The organism is Microbacterium sp. TWP3-1-2b2 (genome assembly GCF_049896145.1).
GTDB lineage: Bacteria > Actinomycetota > Actinomycetes > Actinomycetales > Microbacteriaceae > Microbacterium.
This window is the reverse complement of the sequence record NZ_JAFCTS010000001.1, coordinates 2,720,707-2,738,135: the sequence shown is the minus strand read 5'-3', so window position 1 is coordinate 2,738,135 and position 17,429 is coordinate 2,720,707. Positions and strand designations below refer to the sequence as shown.

17 protein-coding genes are annotated in these 17,429 nt (G+C 67.2%); 5 read left to right on the top strand and 12 right to left on the bottom strand.

What is annotated here, in order from left to right; genetic code table 11:
- Positions 1 to 142 precede the first annotated feature (142 nt).
- The gene (locus ACP7AR_RS13490; RefSeq protein WP_426186676.1) at positions 143 to 3,358 is read left to right on the top strand and encodes a sialidase family protein; all 3,216 of its coding nucleotides are present in this window, start codon (positions 143 to 145) and stop codon (positions 3,356 to 3,358) included.
- Between the two features lie 98 nt (positions 3,359 to 3,456).
- On the opposite strand, the gene ACP7AR_RS13485 is transcribed toward ACP7AR_RS13490, so the two are convergent.
- The 5 genes from ACP7AR_RS13485 to ACP7AR_RS13465 are packed head-to-tail and all read right to left on the bottom strand — an operon-like array spanning position 3,457 to position 8,629.
- Positions 3,457 to 4,296 (bottom strand): ABC transporter ATP-binding protein, encoded by an 840-nt coding sequence (locus tag ACP7AR_RS13485; RefSeq protein ID WP_426186673.1) that lies wholly within the window; start codon positions 4,294 to 4,296, stop codon positions 3,457 to 3,459.
- The gene (locus ACP7AR_RS13480) at positions 4,289 to 5,080 is read right to left on the bottom strand and encodes an ABC transporter ATP-binding protein (RefSeq protein WP_426186670.1); all 792 of its coding nucleotides are present in this window, start codon (positions 5,078 to 5,080) and stop codon (positions 4,289 to 4,291) included. Before ACP7AR_RS13480 ends, ACP7AR_RS13485 begins: the two co-directional genes overlap by 8 nt.
- Positions 5,077 to 5,994 (bottom strand): ABC transporter permease, encoded by a 918-nt coding sequence (locus ACP7AR_RS13475; protein WP_426186667.1) that lies wholly within the window; start codon positions 5,992 to 5,994, stop codon positions 5,077 to 5,079. The genes ACP7AR_RS13480 and ACP7AR_RS13475 overlap by 4 nt, the downstream gene beginning before the upstream one ends.
- The gene (locus tag ACP7AR_RS13470; RefSeq protein WP_426186664.1) at positions 5,991 to 7,049 is read right to left on the bottom strand and encodes an ABC transporter permease; all 1,059 of its coding nucleotides are present in this window, start codon (positions 7,047 to 7,049) and stop codon (positions 5,991 to 5,993) included. The genes ACP7AR_RS13475 and ACP7AR_RS13470 overlap by 4 nt, the downstream gene beginning before the upstream one ends.
- Positions 7,050 to 7,057: 8 nt before the next feature.
- Complete coding sequence (locus ACP7AR_RS13465; protein WP_426186661.1) at positions 7,058 to 8,629, bottom strand: ABC transporter substrate-binding protein; 1,572 nt, start codon at positions 8,627 to 8,629, stop codon at positions 7,058 to 7,060.
- A 143-nt stretch (positions 8,630 to 8,772) separates the two neighbouring features.
- Between ACP7AR_RS13465 and ACP7AR_RS13460 the strand changes: the two genes are divergently transcribed.
- A complete protein-coding gene (locus ACP7AR_RS13460; RefSeq protein WP_426186658.1) occupies positions 8,773 to 9,372 on the top strand; it encodes an Lrp/AsnC family transcriptional regulator in 600 nt (199 codons plus the stop codon).
- A 6-nt stretch (positions 9,373 to 9,378) separates the two neighbouring features.
- Here ACP7AR_RS13460 and ACP7AR_RS13455 read toward each other — a convergent pair whose 3' ends face one another.
- Positions 9,379 to 9,735, bottom strand: a complete 357-nt coding sequence (locus tag ACP7AR_RS13455; protein ID WP_426186655.1) for a hypothetical protein — start codon at positions 9,733 to 9,735, stop codon at positions 9,379 to 9,381.
- A gap of 46 nt (positions 9,736 to 9,781) precedes the next feature.
- Between ACP7AR_RS13455 and ACP7AR_RS13450 the strand changes: the two genes are divergently transcribed.
- Positions 9,782 to 10,954: a hypothetical protein gene (locus tag ACP7AR_RS13450; protein WP_426186652.1), complete on the top strand. Its 1,173-nt coding sequence runs from the start codon at positions 9,782 to 9,784 to the stop codon at positions 10,952 to 10,954.
- Between the two features lie 7 nt (positions 10,955 to 10,961).
- Here ACP7AR_RS13450 and ACP7AR_RS13445 read toward each other — a convergent pair whose 3' ends face one another.
- Complete coding sequence (locus tag ACP7AR_RS13445; protein WP_426186649.1) at positions 10,962 to 11,687, bottom strand: SDR family oxidoreductase; 726 nt, start codon at positions 11,685 to 11,687, stop codon at positions 10,962 to 10,964.
- A gap of 112 nt (positions 11,688 to 11,799) precedes the next feature.
- Here ACP7AR_RS13445 and ACP7AR_RS13440 point away from each other — a divergent pair, with 112 nt between their 5' ends.
- Entirely contained in the window at positions 11,800 to 12,222 is a 423-nt protein-coding gene (locus ACP7AR_RS13440) for a MerR family transcriptional regulator (protein WP_426186646.1), read from the top strand.
- Between the two features lie 55 nt (positions 12,223 to 12,277).
- Here ACP7AR_RS13440 and ACP7AR_RS13435 read toward each other — a convergent pair whose 3' ends face one another.
- Both ACP7AR_RS13435 and ACP7AR_RS13430 read right to left on the bottom strand, forming a co-directional pair.
- Entirely contained in the window at positions 12,278 to 13,705 is a 1,428-nt protein-coding gene (locus ACP7AR_RS13435; protein ID WP_426186643.1) for a CCA tRNA nucleotidyltransferase, read from the bottom strand.
- A gap of 101 nt (positions 13,706 to 13,806) precedes the next feature.
- On the bottom strand, positions 13,807 to 14,445 hold the full coding sequence (locus ACP7AR_RS13430) for a TetR/AcrR family transcriptional regulator (RefSeq protein ID WP_426186640.1): 639 nt from the start codon (positions 14,443 to 14,445) through the stop codon (positions 13,807 to 13,809).
- Positions 14,446 to 14,527: 82 nt separating this feature from the next.
- Here ACP7AR_RS13430 and ACP7AR_RS13425 point away from each other — a divergent pair, with 82 nt between their 5' ends.
- A complete protein-coding gene (locus ACP7AR_RS13425; RefSeq protein ID WP_426186637.1) occupies positions 14,528 to 15,751 on the top strand; it encodes an FAD-dependent oxidoreductase in 1,224 nt (407 codons plus the stop codon).
- Here the strand turns inward: ACP7AR_RS13425 and ACP7AR_RS13420 are convergent.
- From ACP7AR_RS13420 to ACP7AR_RS13410, 3 genes are all read right to left on the bottom strand, one after another.
- Complete coding sequence (locus ACP7AR_RS13420) at positions 15,738 to 16,022, bottom strand: hypothetical protein (RefSeq protein ID WP_426186635.1); 285 nt, start codon at positions 16,020 to 16,022, stop codon at positions 15,738 to 15,740. The genes ACP7AR_RS13425 and ACP7AR_RS13420 overlap by 14 nt on opposite strands.
- Positions 16,023 to 16,047: 25 nt before the next feature.
- Positions 16,048 to 16,602: a small multidrug efflux protein gene (locus ACP7AR_RS13415; protein ID WP_426186632.1), complete on the bottom strand. Its 555-nt coding sequence runs from the start codon at positions 16,600 to 16,602 to the stop codon at positions 16,048 to 16,050.
- 88 nt (positions 16,603 to 16,690) lie between these two features.
- A complete protein-coding gene (locus ACP7AR_RS13410; protein ID WP_426186629.1) occupies positions 16,691 to 17,386 on the bottom strand; it encodes a GOLPH3/VPS74 family protein in 696 nt (231 codons plus the stop codon).
- Between the last annotated feature and the right edge of the window lie 43 nt (positions 17,387 to 17,429).

The window sequence follows — 17,429 nt, the reverse complement described above, 5'->3', positions numbered from 1 at the left end:
TACTGATTGATTACGCGACGTGGAACGCGACCGTGGCCAGGAAGCGACGGTAACGATCCGATTAAGCGACGTGGAACCCTCGACATGGAACGCAGGTTCATGCCCATACTTTCGGCGAACCCACGACGTGAAGGAGTCGAACGTGATCGCTCACCTTCCAGTCAGAACGACCCGCCGACGGTGGCAGATCATTGCCGTTGCCCTGGCGGCGGCATTGTGTGTCGCGGTCGTGCCGGGCCAGTTGGCCGCAGCGGCACCCGCTGACGGCACGGTTCGCACTTTCGATGACGAGACGGTCGGTGCACCACCGGCGGACTGCGACATCGTCGGTGACGTCACCGTCGCCGACGCCGGCTTCGGCGGCGCACCCGCCACCAACAGCGCCATGCACCTGGTCGACCAGAGCAACACCGTCTACACCCGCGCCTGGTGCCACTACCCCCAGACCACAGAACGATCCGTCTCCTACCGATTCTCCCCCGCACAGATCAATGCCGGACCCTACGTGGCCATCCAAGGCGCACCCGGTACCAGCGCCAACGGCGTCTGGCGCTTCACCTTCAACCGCGACGGCGACGACATCCGCATCGCCGCCTACAACGGCTCCTCCTTCGCCGACGTCGCCCGCATCACCGGCGGCGCAGCCCTGGGCGAATGGGTCGACGTCACCATCAACGCCACCCTCGACCGCGCAGAACTCATCGTCAACGGCGTCCGCTTCCAGACAGACCGACGCAACGCAGCATCCCCCACCATGGGCGACATCTACTTCGGATCAGCCGGAGCCAGCGCCGTCGGCGTCGACTACTACATCGACGACCTCACCGTCACCGAACAACTCCCTGACAACGCCTTCGCCGGAGTGACCATCGAACCCGTTTTCGACGACACCGGCGCCGTCAAGGGGACAGAGATCGTCGATGCACCCATCGCCCGATTCCTCCTCCCTGACGGCGCAGCGGTCGCCGACTACTCGGCGACCGCCCAGTGGCGCGACCAGTCGATCCCTGCAGTGCTCAGCGGGCCTGATACGGACGGCTGGGTGACGGTATCCATCACCCACACGTTCTCGCAGGCTGGTGCGAGCAGTCTGCGGACAGTCGTCACCGATGCGGACGGCGTTCAGTCCGTGAGCACTCAGCAGATCACCGTCGCCGGAGCGTTCTCGGAGCTCACCTTCGAATCCGACCCCGTCGGCTCCATACCGCCGGACTGCTCCACGCTCGAGGGGTACATTCCGGCCGCCGTCAGCGATGAATCCTCGTACGAGGGTGAGCACTCCCTGCGTGTGCACGACACGAGTGCGACGGCATCGGCCGGCATGACGTGCACCGTGCTCGCCCAGCAAGGCGCCTACCTGTCCTTCCAGGTCAACCCTCGGTCACTGCAGGATTTCACCGTCGACCTGATCGGAAGGTCGCTGATCCCGACCGGCCAGCCCGCCAACTCGTTGTTCCGCCTGGCGCTGCGTGCCGACGGCGCGGTCCAGTGGTACGAGCAGTGGACCGCGACCTGGCGCGAACTGAGTCCCGCGGGTAGCGTTCCGCTGGACAGATGGACCCGGATGGAACTTGCGGTACCGGCCGACAACGCGGCCGTGCGGGTGAGCGTCGACGGCGCATACGTCGGATCCGCTGGTCCCACGATCGGCAACAACTCGTCGAAGCACAACGAGGTCACCGGAATCACCGGTCTCGCTTTCACGACCACGGGCAGCGGTGCGGCGGCCGTCCAGGACGACGTGTTCGTGGACGACATCATATTCGGCTCACCGGCATCCACTCCACCAGCCGCCGTGGGCACAGCCCCGTTCCACATCGGCGACACCGTCGCGATCGACGGCAGCGGCGAGCAGGTCGGCTTCCCCAACCCCGGTGTCGTGGTGTCGAACGGCGATGGCCGCAAGCGCGTGCTGATCCCGTACTCGGGGCATCCGGATGTCGACGATGCTGGAGGTATCTTCCTCGGCGCTTCGGATGACGGCGGCGCGAGCTGGTTCAACGGCCAGGAGATGAACCCGATGCCGGACACCTCCGGAGTGACGATGACCAGACTGCGCAACGGCGACCTGCTGGCGGTCAACTTCCACGCCTACATGATGGCGGACACCGACGATCGTCAGGCTCTCGTGGAGACCGCGGTGTCCGGCGACAGCGGGGCGAGCTGGACGCATCGCGAAGGGGTCATGACGTCGCCGGAACCGATGCGCCCGATCGGCGCCTCTGAACGGCCGGGGACGACGCTGGGCGGCTTCGTACTTCTCCACACCGTCGTCGAGGACCCGGACGGAACGCTCTACATGTCGGCCTACGGGTACTACGCCGCAGACGAGAACTTCCGCCAGATCGTGCTCGTGTCGCGCAACGGCGGTGTCGACTGGTCGGTCGCGGGAACGGTGGCGGTAGCCGACCCGGCCCAGTCGGATGTCGTGGCATACGAGGGACCGTGCGAGGGCGCGATCGAGCGGCTCGCCGACGGGTCCTTGATCATGGTGATGCGCGTCGGATGGCGACTGCCTATGATCTACTCGCGCTCGACCGACAACGGCGCGACGTGGAGCGAGCCCCAGCAGATCGAGGTCGGCCCTGCCGGGCAGGACCTGCTCAGCGTCCAGCCCACGCTTGAGTTGCTGCCCACCGGCGAACTGCTGCTCATGGTCGGACGACCCGGCCTCGTCATGACCATCTCCGAGAGCGGACTCGGCGACGACTGGAGTGTCCCGGTCGGGATCGACTACGTCAACACCGAGAACGGCAGCTTCACCGTGCTCGACCCGACCACCGTCATCGCCGCCGGCGACCGCGGACGCGCAGCACCTTGGGAGGTCTGGTCGAGGCAGGTCACGATCGATCCACCGTGCGAGCAGACCATCACCGGCAGCCATGACGGTCGGCTCACGGCCGGCGCGGGTGGGCTGTGCCTCATCGATGCGACCGTCAGCGGCTCGGTCTCCGTAGAAGGCGGCGGCAGACTCATCATCCAGGACTCCGACATCACCGGCCCCGTCACGGCCACCGGAGCATCCGTCATCGCGATCTGCGGATCGCGGATCGAGGGTCAGGTGACTCTGTCGGACACCACGGGCGGCGTCGCGGTGGGAGACACCACCGCCGGATGCGACCCCTCCACCGTCATCGGACCACTGCGTGTCACCGAGACGTCTGGCCCCGTCGTGGTGGATCGCTCGGAGGTCACCGGCGCAGTGACGATCTCGGGCAGCGGCAGTTCTCTGGCGACAGTGCTCTCCGGCCTCACTGTGAACGGATCACTCACCTGCACCCAGAACGCGCTCGAGCCGACGGATGCGGGCGTGGAGTTGGTGGTGAGCGGTGCGCGCAAGGGGCAGTGTGCCGGGTAGTCACCCGCGCGAAGAGGGATCTGCCGCGTGAGAAGGGATCTGCGTGGCGGAGTCTCATGCAGCAGATACCTTCTCACTCCGCGGCGGCGAGTGGGCGGTCAGCGCGCGATCGGCGGGACCGTCGACCAGGACGCGCGATCGTCGGCCGTGGGGCCGGCGGGGATGCGGCCCCTCCCGTCGGGTTCGGGGATCGCGGCCAGCAGTGAGCGCGTGTACGGATGCTGCGGATCTGCCCACAGGGCTGCCGTCGGGCCGGACTCGAGCACCTGACCCGCGTACATCACCAGTGTGCGATCGGCGATGCGGCGTACGACCGCGAGATCGTGCGAGATGAACAGCATCCCGGCGCCGACCTCGGCGACGAGATCGCGCATGAGCGCGGCGACGCTGGTCTGCGTCGAGGCGTCGAGTGCGGAGATCGGCTCGTCGGCGATCAGGAGCTTCGGCCTGGCGGCGAGCGCACGTGCGATCGCGATGCGCTGCTTCTGGCCGCCCGAGAACTGATGCGGGAACCGGGTGGTCCACGCGGGGTCCAAGCCCACTCGTTCGAGCCATTCCTCGACACGTGAGCCCTCATCGCCGCGAGCCAGGGCGGTCTGGATGCCGTCCTTGATCTGAGCCCCGATGCGGCGACGGGGGTTCAGTGACGTCGAGGGATCCTGGAAGACCATCTGGATGCCGGTCAGCGCAGTCGAACGGCGCCGCAAGCCCATGGTCGACACCGACATCCCGTTGAACAGCACGGTGCCGGCGGCCGTCTTCTCGATCCCCGCGGCGGCGCGAGCGAGCGAAGACTTCCCGCTGCCGGATTCGCCGACCAGAGCGACGGTCTGCCCGGCCGAGACCTGGACCGAGACATCGTCGACGGCGACCACGGGCGGGGAGCCCGGGTAACGGACCACGACGCCCTGCGCGTCGAGCACCAGGGCGTCACTCATCGCCTGCTCCTTCGATCCTCGAACCCGGGAGCGCGGCGAGCAGCGTCTGCGTGTACTCGTGCTGCGGATCGGCGAACAGCGTCGCACGGTCGGCGCGTTCGACGATGCGTCCGTCCTTCATGATGGCGACGTCGTCGGCGATCGCACTCATCACGCCCAGATCGTGCGTGACCAGCAGCACGGCGAGCTCCCGCTCGAGCGCGAGGTCGCGAAGCAGCTGAAGGATGCCGGCCTGCACTGTGACATCGAGCGCCGTGGTCGGCTCATCCGCCAGCAGCACCTCGGGGTCGCACGCCAGAGCGCATGCGATCGCGATGCGCTGACGCTGCCCGCCGGAGAACTGGTGCGGGTAGCGGCCGAGTGAATCCGCAGCTCGTGGCACCTGCACCGTGTCGAGCAGCTCGATCGCCCGCTGCTCGGCCGCCTTGCCCTTGAGGCCGAGGTGAACACGCATGTGGTCGGTCAGCTGCGTGCCGACGGTGAGCTGTGGATGCAGCGACGCCGACGGATCCTGGAAGATCATCGCGATCCGGTTGCCACGGACGCGGTTCAGCGCGCGACGCGGCATCCCGAGCAGTTCCTCGCCGCCGAGCCGGATCGAACCGGAGGTCTGCGCCTGCCGTGGCAGCAGTCCGAGCACCGCGAGTGAGGTGAGTGTCTTGCCGGAGCCGGACTCGCCGGCCAGGCCCTGCACCCGGCCGGGGTGGAGATCGAGTGAGACGCCGTGCACGAGTGGACGGCCGATAGAGATGTGGAGGTCCGTGATGCTCAGCGCGGTGCTCATGCGCTCGCCCCCTTCGCGGATGCCGTGAGGTCTGCCTGGTTCTCGTGCGCGATCTCAGCCGTCGGGTCGAGGACATCGCGCATCGCGTCCCCGAGGAAGTTGAACGCCATCACGACCGTGAGGATCGCGAGGCCCGGGAACACACCGAGCCACCACGAGTCGAAGTTCTGCATGGCCGCAGAGATCATCGACCCCCACTCGGCGGTCGGCGGCTGCGCGCCGAGCCCGAGGAACGACAGGCCGGAAAGCAGCAGGATCGCCGCGCCGATGTCGAGGGTGGCGAGCACGAGAACGGGGCCGGCGATGTTCGGCAGGATGTCGACCGTGAGGCTGCGCAACGGCGAGTGCCCGAGCAGGCGACCGGCGATCACGTAGTTCTGCCGCCGGAGGCTCAGCACCAGGCTTCGGGTGACGCGGGCGTACTGCGGCCACGACACGATGATCGCCGCGATCACCGCATTGAACAGCGAGGGACCGAGGGACGCTGCGACCACCATCGCCAGGATGACGGTCGGGAACGCCATGAACAGATCGGTGATGCGCATCAGCGTCTCATCGACCCATCCGCCGAAGTATCCGGCCACGGCGCCGAGGACGGTGCCGATGATCAGAGCGGCGACGACGAGCATGAGCGCCAGCGGTATCGTCACGGTGGCACCGGTCATCAGACGCGAGAAGATGTCGCGGCCGTTGCCGTCGGTGCCCATGATCGTCTCGATGCCGGGTGCCTGCAGTCGCGGCAGTACTTGCGCGTTGGGGCCGTATGGCACCCACCACTGCGCGGTGAACGCGACGATCACCCAGGCGAGGGCGATCACGGAGCCGATGATGCCCAGTGGTGTGCGCCAGGCTCGCGGCCAGCGGAAGCGGATCTTCCAGCGGGAGGCGACACGGCGGTCGTCGAAGGCGCTCATGCGATCCTCACTCTCGGATCCAGCACGCCGTACAGCAGGTCGACGACGAGGTTGATGAGCAGGTAGATCACGCCGACCACGAGTCCGACACCCATGATGCCGGTGAGGTCGAGATTCGCGGCGGCGTTGTAGGCGTACGTACCCAGGCCAGGCCAGGCGAACACCGATTCGACGAGCACCGTGCCGGAAAGCAGCGCGCCGAACGCGACGCCCACGACGGTGAGGATCGGCAGCGCCGCACCACGCAGTACGTAGCCGAGCACGACGCGCGTGCCGCTCAGCCCCTTGGCGCGGGCAGCACGCACATAGTCGCTGTCGAGCACCTCGAGCACCGAGGTGCGAACGAACCGGGTGAGCAGACCGATCGTGACGAGCGACAGCACCATGACCGGCAGGGCGAGGTGCGCGGCCGCATCGAAGAAGCCGACGCTGTCGCCGCCCAGCAGGTAGTCGACCGTATAGAACCCGGTGATCCGCGGCGGCGGCGTGATCGACGGCGACACGCGCCCCGAGCCGGGCGCGACACCCAGCTGCAGGAAGAAGAAGTAGTAGCTGACCAGCGCGAGCCAGAAGGTCGGAACGCTCAGCCCGACGAGGGTGATGACACGAACGACCTGGTCGGTGACCAGCCCGCGGCGATAGGCGGCGAGCGTGCCGAGAACGATGCTGACGGCGAGGCTGACGATGATCGCGCATACCGCGATCTCGATCGTCGCCGGAACCGCGGTCGCGAGATCGGCGGTCACCGCTCGGCCCGTGACCAGCGACGTGCCGAGGTCGCCCCGCAACAGGTTCGCCATGTAGATGAAGTACTGCACGAACAGCGGCTGATCCAGTCCGTGCGCCTTGATGAACGCTTCGCGCGTCGCGGGGTTCTGCGATGCACCCTCACCGAGCGCGGCCGAGACCGGATCCCCCGGCACCAGGTTGGTGAGCAGGAACGTCACGATGGTGACGCCGATCAGCAGCAGCACCGACGTACCGAGTCGGCGCAGCAGGTACCCGACCAGCGGAGAGCGGGTCGGGCGCCTGCGTGCGCCGGTGGTCGTACTCATCGAAGGATTCAGCCGGCGGGGGCGATCTCGGCGATGTCGATCTCCCACACCGAGTTGTAGACCGCGCCGCTCACGTCGCCTGCTGCCGCGATGTTGCGGCCAGGGACGACCAACGGGACGAACGGACCGTCGACCTGCATCGCCTCGGCGAAGGCCGTGAAGGCTGCCGTGCGCTCGTCCGGGTCGGTCGCGCTGGCGGCATCGGCGGCGAGTGCGGCGATCTCCGGGTTGGCCTCAGCCGCCCACCCGGAGCGGAGACCGACCTTGAGGCCGGGGCCGAACGGCAGGAAGTTCGCCGAGTCGGCGTAGTCCGGCCCCCAGAACCAGAGACCGAAGCCCTCGGTGCCGTTGACGTAGGCGTCGAGCTCGGTCGCGAACGGCGCGGGTGCGAGTTCGACGTCGATGCCGGCGTCCCCCAGCTGGGCCTGCACGCGCTCGGCGAGCGGGGTGAACTCCACGCCGCCGGCCGGGTAATCGTTCGGGAACTGCAGCTTCAGCGTCTGACCGGTGTAGCCGGCTTCCGCGAGCGCGGCCTTCGTGCGGTCGAGGTCCTGCTCGACACCGGCATCCAGAGCACCCTCGAATCCGGGCGGGATGACGCCGGTCGCCTGCACGGCTCCGGTGCCAGCCAGCTCCAGCAGAGCGTCGTAGTCGAGCGCGTAGCGGATCGCCTCGGCGATCTTGACGTTCGCGAGCTCGCCGGCATTGGCTGCCGACTGGTTCAGCAGCAGGAAGATCGTCTGTCCGGACGGGACGGAGTCGACATTCAGGTCGTCACCGAGGGTCGCGACCTGGTCGCCGTTGAGGTCCATGGCGACCATGGTGTCGCCGCCCTTGAGGTTCGCCAGCTGCGTGGCGCTCTCGCTGACGTTGCGGAGGACCACCCGGTCGTATGCGCTTTCCTCGTCGCCGTCGTACTCGTCGCTCTTGGTGAGCACGATCTGCGACGACAGGTCGAGGGTGTCGAGCACGAACGGCCCTGAGCCGGCGGACTCGCCGTCCAGGAACGCCTGCGCAGTGTCCGTTCCATCGGTCGTGCCCCCGTTCTCGATCACGACGTCGGAGTTGACGACGCCGAGCGACGGGTTGGCGAGGATCGCCGGCAGCTGCAGCAGCGGTGTCTCAGTGGTGAACTTGATGGTCTTCTCGTCGACCTCTTCGATCGTGACACCGGCGAGGAGGAAGTTCGGCTTCGCCTCGGCCATGCCCTGGATGCGCTGCAGCGAGAACACGACGTCCTTCGCCTCGATCGGCGTGCCGTCGGAGAAGACGCGTTCGCCCTCGAGGGTGAACGTGAACTCGGTGGCCTCGTCGTTCTGCTCCCAGGACGCGAGTCCGGGAACCGGCGTGGAGACATCGGATCCCTCGAAGTCGACCAGCGTCTCGTAGAGCGCCTTCGCCAGCATGTTGCCGGTCGGGTCGTAGTTGTGGCCGGGGTCGGCCGTCTCGATCGTGAACGCGGTGTCGATCACCAGCGAGTCCGACGAACTGTTGTTGTTGGCACCGGAGTTACCGCCGGAGCAGCCGGTGACGGCCAGGAGCGCCACGGCTCCTACTGCGACCAGAGACCTGCGAGACATCGAGGACATAGACCCTCCAAGGGAGAGGAGCGATTCGGGAAAGGTCGGACTGCTGTGGACGACCGTGTTCAGATTGGCACGATGCGCGACGATCTGTCCAATGAGAGCACGGGCTGAGACACGATTCATCCTAGAATTCGGGAATGACAGACAGAACGTCCAACGAACGGCCGAGTGACTCGGCATCCGCTGGACGAAGTGCGCCGGTGCTGGACGACATCGCCTACCGCATCCTCGAGGTGCTTCGCGAGAATGGCCGCCTGTCCATGGCGGCACTCGCTGAACGCATCGGCATCTCTCGAGCCAACGCGTACTCGCGGGTCGAGGCTCTCCTCGAAGGCGGCGTGATCACAGGGTTCTCGGCATCCATCGATCCGGCGAAGGCCGGTCTGTCCATCGGTGCGCACGTGTTCGTGACCGTGCATCCCCAGTCCTGGCCGTCGTTCCGGGAGCGGGTGAGGGAGATGCCTGAGGTCGAATACTGCGCCGTCACCACCGGAGAGCACGACGCCATGCTGATGATCCGGGCGACCGACGTGGGTGGCGTGCACGACTTCTCCACCGGCGTGATCGCGCAGCTGCCGGAGGTGCGCACAGTGGTGAGCGTCGTGATCCTCGACGAAGTCGTCCGACGCCCGTATATCCTGCCCACCGACATACCGGCTCGCGCGCCGGCGGATTCGCTGGGGATGACGCGGTGGACCCCGGCGCCGGGAGCGAGGGAGCCGCTGCCGCCACGCTGAGCAGGCTCAGCCCTCGACGACCTCCGCGCAGATGCTGAGCTGCGGCTCTCCGTGCATCTCGTAGTGCTCGACCAGGCGAAGGCCGCTGTCGTCCTGCTCGATGTCGCTGTCGCCGGAGCCTGTGACCACCGATCCGTCGGCGACGAGCACATGAACGAAGTCGATGCTGATCACGTCGCCGTCGCGGGTGCCGACGAAGCGCCCGAACGTCACGGTGTCGCCGGTGTAGTCGCCCCAGACGACGCCGTCCTGCTCGTGGTAGCGGAACACGCTGGGTGCATCGGGGTTCACGGCGGAGGTGGTGGAAGAGATCATCCGGAAAGTGCGTCCGTCCAGTGACGGGAGGGCTGTCTGCGTGTTCACCCCTCGATTATCGCAACCGCCGGGGGTGCCGGGTTAGCGTTGACGCGTGAGCACGCCGAGTACGACCCCGCAGCCGCTGACCTTCGACGCCCGGCCTCTCACCGAGCCGGTCGACCCGAAGGCGGTGCGGGCGTTCGCTGCGGAGATGCGTGCGCGCAGCACATCATCGACGTCGGCGTCGAAGGTCATCGTGATCGTCGTCGCGGCGTTCATCGGCCTTGTGTTCGCCATGATCCTGATCCCGACGATGGCGCTGCTGCTGGCGGGGGTCAGCAGGGGCGGAACGCCCTTCCTGCTTCTGCCTGTCCTGGTCATCGCCGCGATCGTGATCGGAGGAGGGCTGCTGTTCTGGTTCTCGTTCCGCAGCGGCAGGGTCGCCCGGTATCGGATCAGCCGGTTCGCGGCCGCGAACAACATGACCTATGAAGACGGGATCAAGAACCCCCCACTGCCAGGCATGATCTTCGGTGTCGGCCACTCGCGGCAGTCCGAACGGCTCGTGCGCGGTCACTCGCCGCGGTTCGTGGAGTTCGGCAATTACCAGTACACGACGGGCTCGGGGAAGAACTCGACGACGCACAAGTGGGGCTACGTCGCCGTCAAACTCGACGTGCCACTGCCGAACATCGTCCTCGACGCCCTCGGCAACAATGCGCTGTTCGGCACGAACCTGCCGGCGTCGTTCCAGAAGGAGCAACGGCTCTCCCTTGAGGGCGACTTCGACCAGTACTTCACGCTCTACTGCCCCACCGGCTACGAACAGGATGCTCTCTACCTGTTCACACCGGACATCATGGCGCGCTTCATCGACAACGCCGCGCAGCTCGACGTCGAGATCGTCGATGACTGGATGTTCCTGTACACCAGGCGCGAAGCGTCGACGCTTGACCCGAACACCTGGGCGTGGCTCTTCGGCACTGTCGGAGCACTCATCACGAAGTTCGACCAATGGGCCAGGTGGCGCGACGATCGCCTGCTCGCGGAACAGGGCCGTACCTACACGCAGGTCCAGACGGCGGCCACCTCTGGGCCGTCGCCCGGACCTGCACCCGCACCGGCCACACCGGCTCTGCCGTTCGCCGCTCCGGCAGGGATGCTGACACCGCCGCCCGGTGTCGCACAGCAGGGCCGACGACTCAAGCGCAGCGGACGATGGGTCTGGATCGTGATCGTCGCGGTCTTCGCGATCAGCTGGTTCTGGATCAGGACACTGTCCTGAGCATCCGTCAGCTCACGCCCAGCAGTTCAGTCATCCGCTCGTAGAACGGCGCGGGGTCGTCGGCGAGCGCGCCCTTCACCATCGCGGTCCAGTCGTCGACGATCACCTCGATCGACCCTTCGGTGAGGCCGTCCAGCGAGAGGCGCGGGACATCGCGCGGATCGATCTTCGGCCCGTCGTATCCCGCGGCGATCTCGGTGTCGGCGGCGCCGAGAAGAACGCCCTGAACGAGCGTGCCCTGCGCGGCGAGCTCGAGGCGCACGCCGTTCGTCATGTTCCACTCCGCCGCCTTGGCGGCAGCGTATGACCCGGCGCCTGGGCTCGCGAACCAGGACAGCGCCGACAGGACATTCACGATCGCGCCGCCGCCGTTCGCAGCGAGCACAGGGCTGAACTCGCGGATCACGTCGAGCGTTCCCCAGAAGTGCGTGTCCATCTCTCGTCGGATCTCTGCGAGGTCGCCCGTGACGAGCGCGGCGCCCGTGGAGATGCCGGCATTGTTGACGAGGAGCGTCACGTCGCGTGCGATCGCGGACGCAGCGACGACCGAGTCATGATCGAGCAGGTCCAGGCGCAGAGGCACCACCCGGTTGTCGTCGAAGTCGATGCTCTCGGGCCGGCGGGCCGTCGCGTACACCTTGCTGACTCCGCGCTCGAGCAGCTCGAGCACGAATTCGCGGCCGATACCGCGGTTGGCTCCGGTGACGAGAGCGATCTGGTCGGCGATGTTCATGGATTCTCCGCTTTCTGCGTGGTGTTCTCGAGGTTCTGCGGGCCGCATCCGGCGACGCGTGGACTAATCTAAGAGTTGACGTTGACGTCAAGGGCAAGTCGAGGGTCGATCAGTGCTCAAGGAGAGGGCGAACATGCGGATAGGCGATGTCGCGCACAAGGCAGGCGTGAGCACCCGCGCCCTTCGCTACTACGAGGAACAGGGTCTGCTCGCCTCGGAGCGCACCCCCAGCGGTCAGCGCATCTACGCCGAGTCGGCCGTCGAACGCGTGCAGCTGATTCAGCAGTTCTTCACTGCAGGTCTGGCGAGCCGCACGATTCTCCAACTGCTGCCCTGCGTCGACAGCGGGCAGGGGTCGCCCGAGGTCTTCGAGATGCTCGCGGCGGAGCGCGATCGCATCACCGCGGCCATGGCAGACCTCGCCGCCGCGCGCGACGCACTCGACCGGATCGTCGATATCGCGAACCATCCGACACCGGAGCACTGCCCCGCGCTGCGCGAGCCGGCCTGGGCGCCGTACGCCGACGCGGAGTAGCCGGAACGGGGGTGTCCCGACCTGTTTCGGCCAGGAGGTCCTGTTTCGCCGTGGGTCAGCCCCTGGCGGCCCACCACTCGCGTAGTCGCTGCTCCGCGACCTCCGGCCCGAGCACGCCTTCATCGAGGCGGAGGTCGAGCAGGAACTTGTAGGCCTCGCCGATCTCGCGCCCAGGCCCGATCTCCAGGATCTCCTGAATCTGATTGCCGTCGAGTTCGGGGCGGATCGCGTCGAGCTGCTCCTGCTCGCGCAGGTCGGCGATGCGCTTCTCCAGGTCGTCGTATGCACTGGCGAGACGCGAGGCCTTGCGGCGATTGCGGGTCGTGACGTCTGCGCGGGTGAGGATGTGCAGCCGCTCCAGCAGGTCGCCGGCGTCACGCACATAGCGGCGCACCGCAGCATCCGTCCACGTGCCCTCCGCATAGCCGAAGAAGCGCAGGTGCAGTTCGATCAACGTGGAGACGGCATCCGTCGTGTCGCCGTCGAAGCGGAGGGCCTGCAGGCGTTTGCGCGCCATGCGCGAGCCGACCACGTCGTGGTGGTGGAACGTGACCGCGCCACCTGGTTCGAGCTTGCGGGTGCGGGGCTTGCCGATGTCATGCAGCAGCGCCGCGATGCGCAGCGGCACGTCGGGGGCGGCATCCGGGTGGCGTGCGTGCTCGAGCTCGATCGCCTGGGTGAGTACGGTCAGCGAGTGTTCGTAGACATCCTTGTGGTGGTGGTGCTCGTCGACCTCGAGGCGCAGCGCGCTGACCTCGGGCAGGAACTCCTCGATGAGCTCGGTGTCGACCAGCACCCGGATGCCGCGCGCGGGGTCGTCGGTCTGCATGAGGCGAACGAGCTCGCTCTGGATGCGCTCCGGACTCACGATCTTCAGCGTCTCGCGCAGTCGGCTGATGGCCTCGAGCGTGCCCGCTTCGATCTCGAAGCCGAGTTGCGCGCTGAAGCGGGCGGCACGCAGCATCCGGAGCGGATCGTCGCCGAAGCTCACATTCGGGTCGGCGGGGGTGCGCAGGACGCCGCCGACGAGGTCCTCCACGCCGCCCGTCGGGTCGATGAGCTTGACGGCGGGAACCTGCAGCGCCATCGCGTTGACCCGGAAGTCGCGGCGCACGAGGTCGCCGTCGATCGTGTCGCCGAACTCGACGGTGGGTTTGCGCGTGACGCCGTCGTAGCTGTCGGCGCGATAGCTGGTGATCTCGACCTGCTCGCCGCGCACGCGGGCGCCGATGGTGCCGAAGGCACGGCCGATGTCCCACTGCGTGGACGAGATCGGCGTCACGATCTTGAGGATCTCGTCGGGCGACGCGTTCGTGGTGAAGTCGAGATCGTTCACCTCTCGCCCGAGCAGCGCATCGCGAACCGGACCGCCGACGACGGCGAGCTCGAACCCCGCGGCCTCGAATGCGCGCGCGACCTCTGCGACGACAGGCCCCTCGGCGAGAGCACCCAGACGAGCGAGTCCCTCGGCCATGTTGAGCATGGGTTCCAGAATACCGGCACGCGTTCGGGTGGCCGGTCGTGCCGGTGGGCTGGTCCGCTCACGCCGTCGCTGCGAAACGCACCTGCGTCCGGATGCCGCGATCAGGGCGCGAGGAGGCGGTGCAGCAACAGGGCGGGAGCGGATGCCGCAACAGCCGCCCTCCCACCCGTATCGGTGCCGTGCGCTGCCAGGGCCCACTCATCGATGGCTCGAAGAACGGCGAAGGTGACTTCGACCTGCAGATCGAGGGGAAGGTCGTCGCGAACCTGCTCGCTCTCGCGTCCTGCGCGCAGCACGGCCTCCACCCATGAGCGCACGGAATCCAGCAGCTCGCGGCGGGCTCCGCCTGAGACAGCGGAAGCAGCGTCACCCGGCAGGTAGAAGATACGGCCCAGATGCTGCAGTGCCGACGACGCCGACACTGTCGCGAACTCCTCCAACAGCGCATCGACGCGTCGCCAGAATGCCCGCGCCCCGAACTCGGAGGGTGCGGGGGGTGTCCACTGCGCACGCACGTCGGCGATCAGCATCCGCACGACCGCATCGAACAGCTCGTTCTTGGAACCGACGAAGTGATAGAACGAGCTCTTGCTCATACCCGCGTCACGGATGATGCGGTTGAGTGACGCGGCCTCGTAACCCGACCGTGAGAACTCCGTCACCGTCGCCGCGGCGAGCGCGGCTCGACGCTCAGCGGTCAGCGCGCGGGCGCCCCGCCCCTCGTCGCCATCATCCATCATGAACCCGATCTTAGTGGACCGCCCAGTCCAACGAGCGTAGAGTGTGGACCACCCGGTCCACACTCGCCACAGAGGAGAAATGATGATCATCGCAACCGATCTCGATGAGCTGCTCGAATCCCAACGCGAAGACCGCCTGCGCATCCTCATCATCGGCGCTGGGGTCGCCGGCATCACCCTCGCCGCACTGCTGCGACGTCACGGATTGCATCCCGTGGTGATCGAGCGGATGCGCACCATGGCACATCCCGGATACATGCTCGCCCTGATGCCGATCGTCGACCCGGTCTTCGACGATCTCGGCATCCGCGACGAGTACCTGGCACACAGCACACCTCTGAGTCGCTATTCGTTCCATTCGCACCAGGGCAAGCGGCTGCGCACGGACGACCTCGGTGCACTTCTGTCGAACCACGGCCACTACCAGGGCATCGAGCGCGGCACTCTCCTCGATCTGCTCAGCACCGGCGGTATCCATGTGAGCTTCGACACGACGATCGATCGGATCTCATTCGGTGGTGGCGAGTCGGTGGTTCGCTTTGCGCACTCCGAGGTCACGGCATCGTTCGATCTGGTCGTCGCCGCCGACGGCATCCGTTCCCGCACCCGTGATCTGCTGCCGATCGGGAAGGTCGAAGAGGTCGACACCGGTTGGGGCGGCTGGGTCAGCTGGTGCGATCCGTTCGGCGACCCGACGGCGGGCGAAGAGGTGTGGGGTGACGGGTTCTTCCTCGGCGTCTATCCGGTGAAGGACCGGCTCGGAGTCTTCCTGGGCGGTCCGACGGATGCGACAGCCGTCGGACCTGCGGCGTTCTCAGACCGCGTGCGCGCCGCCGCACCGTCGATGAGCGATCGCCTTCAGACGGCTCTGGATGCCGTCGCCGACGACGCGGATCCCTACTTCTGGCCACTGACAGACGTGCGCGCGGAGCGCTGGGTCGCGCCAGGGGCGGTACTGCTCGGCGATGCGGCCTCGGGATTTCTGCCCACTGCCGGAGTCGGAGCCGCGATGGCGATGGAGTCGGCGTGGATGCTCGGACGGCTGCTGACGTGCGCCGACCGCACGACCTCGGCAGAGGTACTGGCCGAGTGGGAACGCACCGAGAAGCCGCGCGTCGAGGCGGCGCAGTCGAACTCACGGATACTGGCGCGTTTGATGTTCCGTCGAGGTCGGGTCGTTGTGTGGTTGCGCGAGGCGGTGATGCGCATGATCACCGTCCGTGCCGCGCTCGGCCCGATCGTCCGTCTCGTGGCCGATCAGCCGGATCCGCGCGCCGCAGCGGAGCGGGTGCTCAACGACCGGTGAGGTCGCGCATCTCCCTTGCGTGACGGCGGATCAACGACATCAGGCTCGTCGACATCACGAACGCGCCGACGGCGGCGATCCCGATGAGGATCCAGATGCCCTGTTCCTGGTCGATGAGCCCCAGCACGTACACGGCGACAGCGGCAGCGGCGAGCGCGATCCCTTCGATCAGGGCGATCGTGACGAGGAGTCGTGTCTGACGCCGCTGGTGCTGCCGCTTGAGCTCTTCGACGCGAGGGTCGTTCGAACTGGCATTCAGCGAGTAGCTCATGCCCGAAGCGTATCGGTGCGTCCGCTCAGCCGGTCACGAGCGTGAGCACACCGGTGGCGATCAGCGTGGTCATCGTCGTCCAGAGGAAGATCGCAACCCCCTGCCAGAGCAGCACCCAACTCTTGGACACGCCGGTCGAGACCAGCAGGGCGGAGGTGAACTGCGTCGGGATGGCCAGCGGACCCAGGATGCTCGCCCCTGGGACACCGAAGCGCACGAGGAACTTCTTGAAACGCCGCACGCCCTTTGACTCGGGCTTGGGTTCGGCGAGCGGCTCGTCCAGCACCTCCGTGCCACCCGCCGCGGCCCCGGCGACGACGAGTTCGGAGCGCCGCGCGCGTCTCGCGATGATCATCGCGCGGATGCGGGCGCCGAACACGACGACCACGAACACGGAGGCGAAGTTGCCGGCCATGGCGGCACCTGCCGCGATGAACGGGTTCAGGCCCGCCCAGACGCCGAGCACCGAGGCGAGCTCGGACTCGAGGAACGGGATGGCTGCAGCGGCCGCGACGATCAGCGGCTGTACGAGCAACGGCACCTGCGACATGAGGTTCTGCAGGAATTCGATGAAGTTCATGTTCTTTCCTTCTGGGGTCTGCGGACACGCCGAGCACCGCCGGATACGGCGAAAACGGGTGCGTTGAGGATGGGAGGGTCAGGCGGTGTCAGCGGTTCGCCACTACGGCACCGGCGATGAGGGAGTTCGCGATGACGGCGATCATCGTGCGTGTGACGGCGGCGGCCGCGGCCTCTGCCGCCCAGTCGCCCTGCTCCAGGTTCTTCGCCCTGGTGGCGGTGGCGGAGGACCACGGGATCTCCCGATGCAGCACAGGGAGCGATCCGCTCGCCGAGACGAGCGCCGTGAGAGCAGCGATGCGCTCGCTCGGCTCCTCGCCGTCGACGAGCGCGGCGCGCATCCCGGCCACGAGCTCTGCGCGGCGGCCCGAACCGCCATCGACGAGAGCCGTCGATGGAAACAGCCCGAGCACACGCCTCTTCTGCCGGCGGAGGTCACCGCGTTCGACGAGGCGATCGAGGACGGGCTCGCGCAGAGTCGGGCCGCTGGCCGCGAGAACGGTCTGGACCCCGCGGGGCCTCTGGCTGATGTAGTCCCACATCGGGCGCAGCAGTTCGTCCTCGGGCGGATCGCCGGCCGCGTGAATCCGAGTGCCGCGGATTCCGGCATCCTCGATCGTGGCGTGACCGCGCTGAGCGAGATCGGTCAGCGCGCCGCCGGCGAGTACGTAGAAGAGCGTGTTCTCGCCCGCGATCGTGCCCGAGTCAGGCTGGAACAGCACGAGGAGGAGATCCTCGGTGATCAGCGTGCGTGTGCGCTGGGGGTGGATGCTGTCGTCGGTCATGATTCGATACTAGCACACTGTACTAGTACACTGTGCTAGTGGC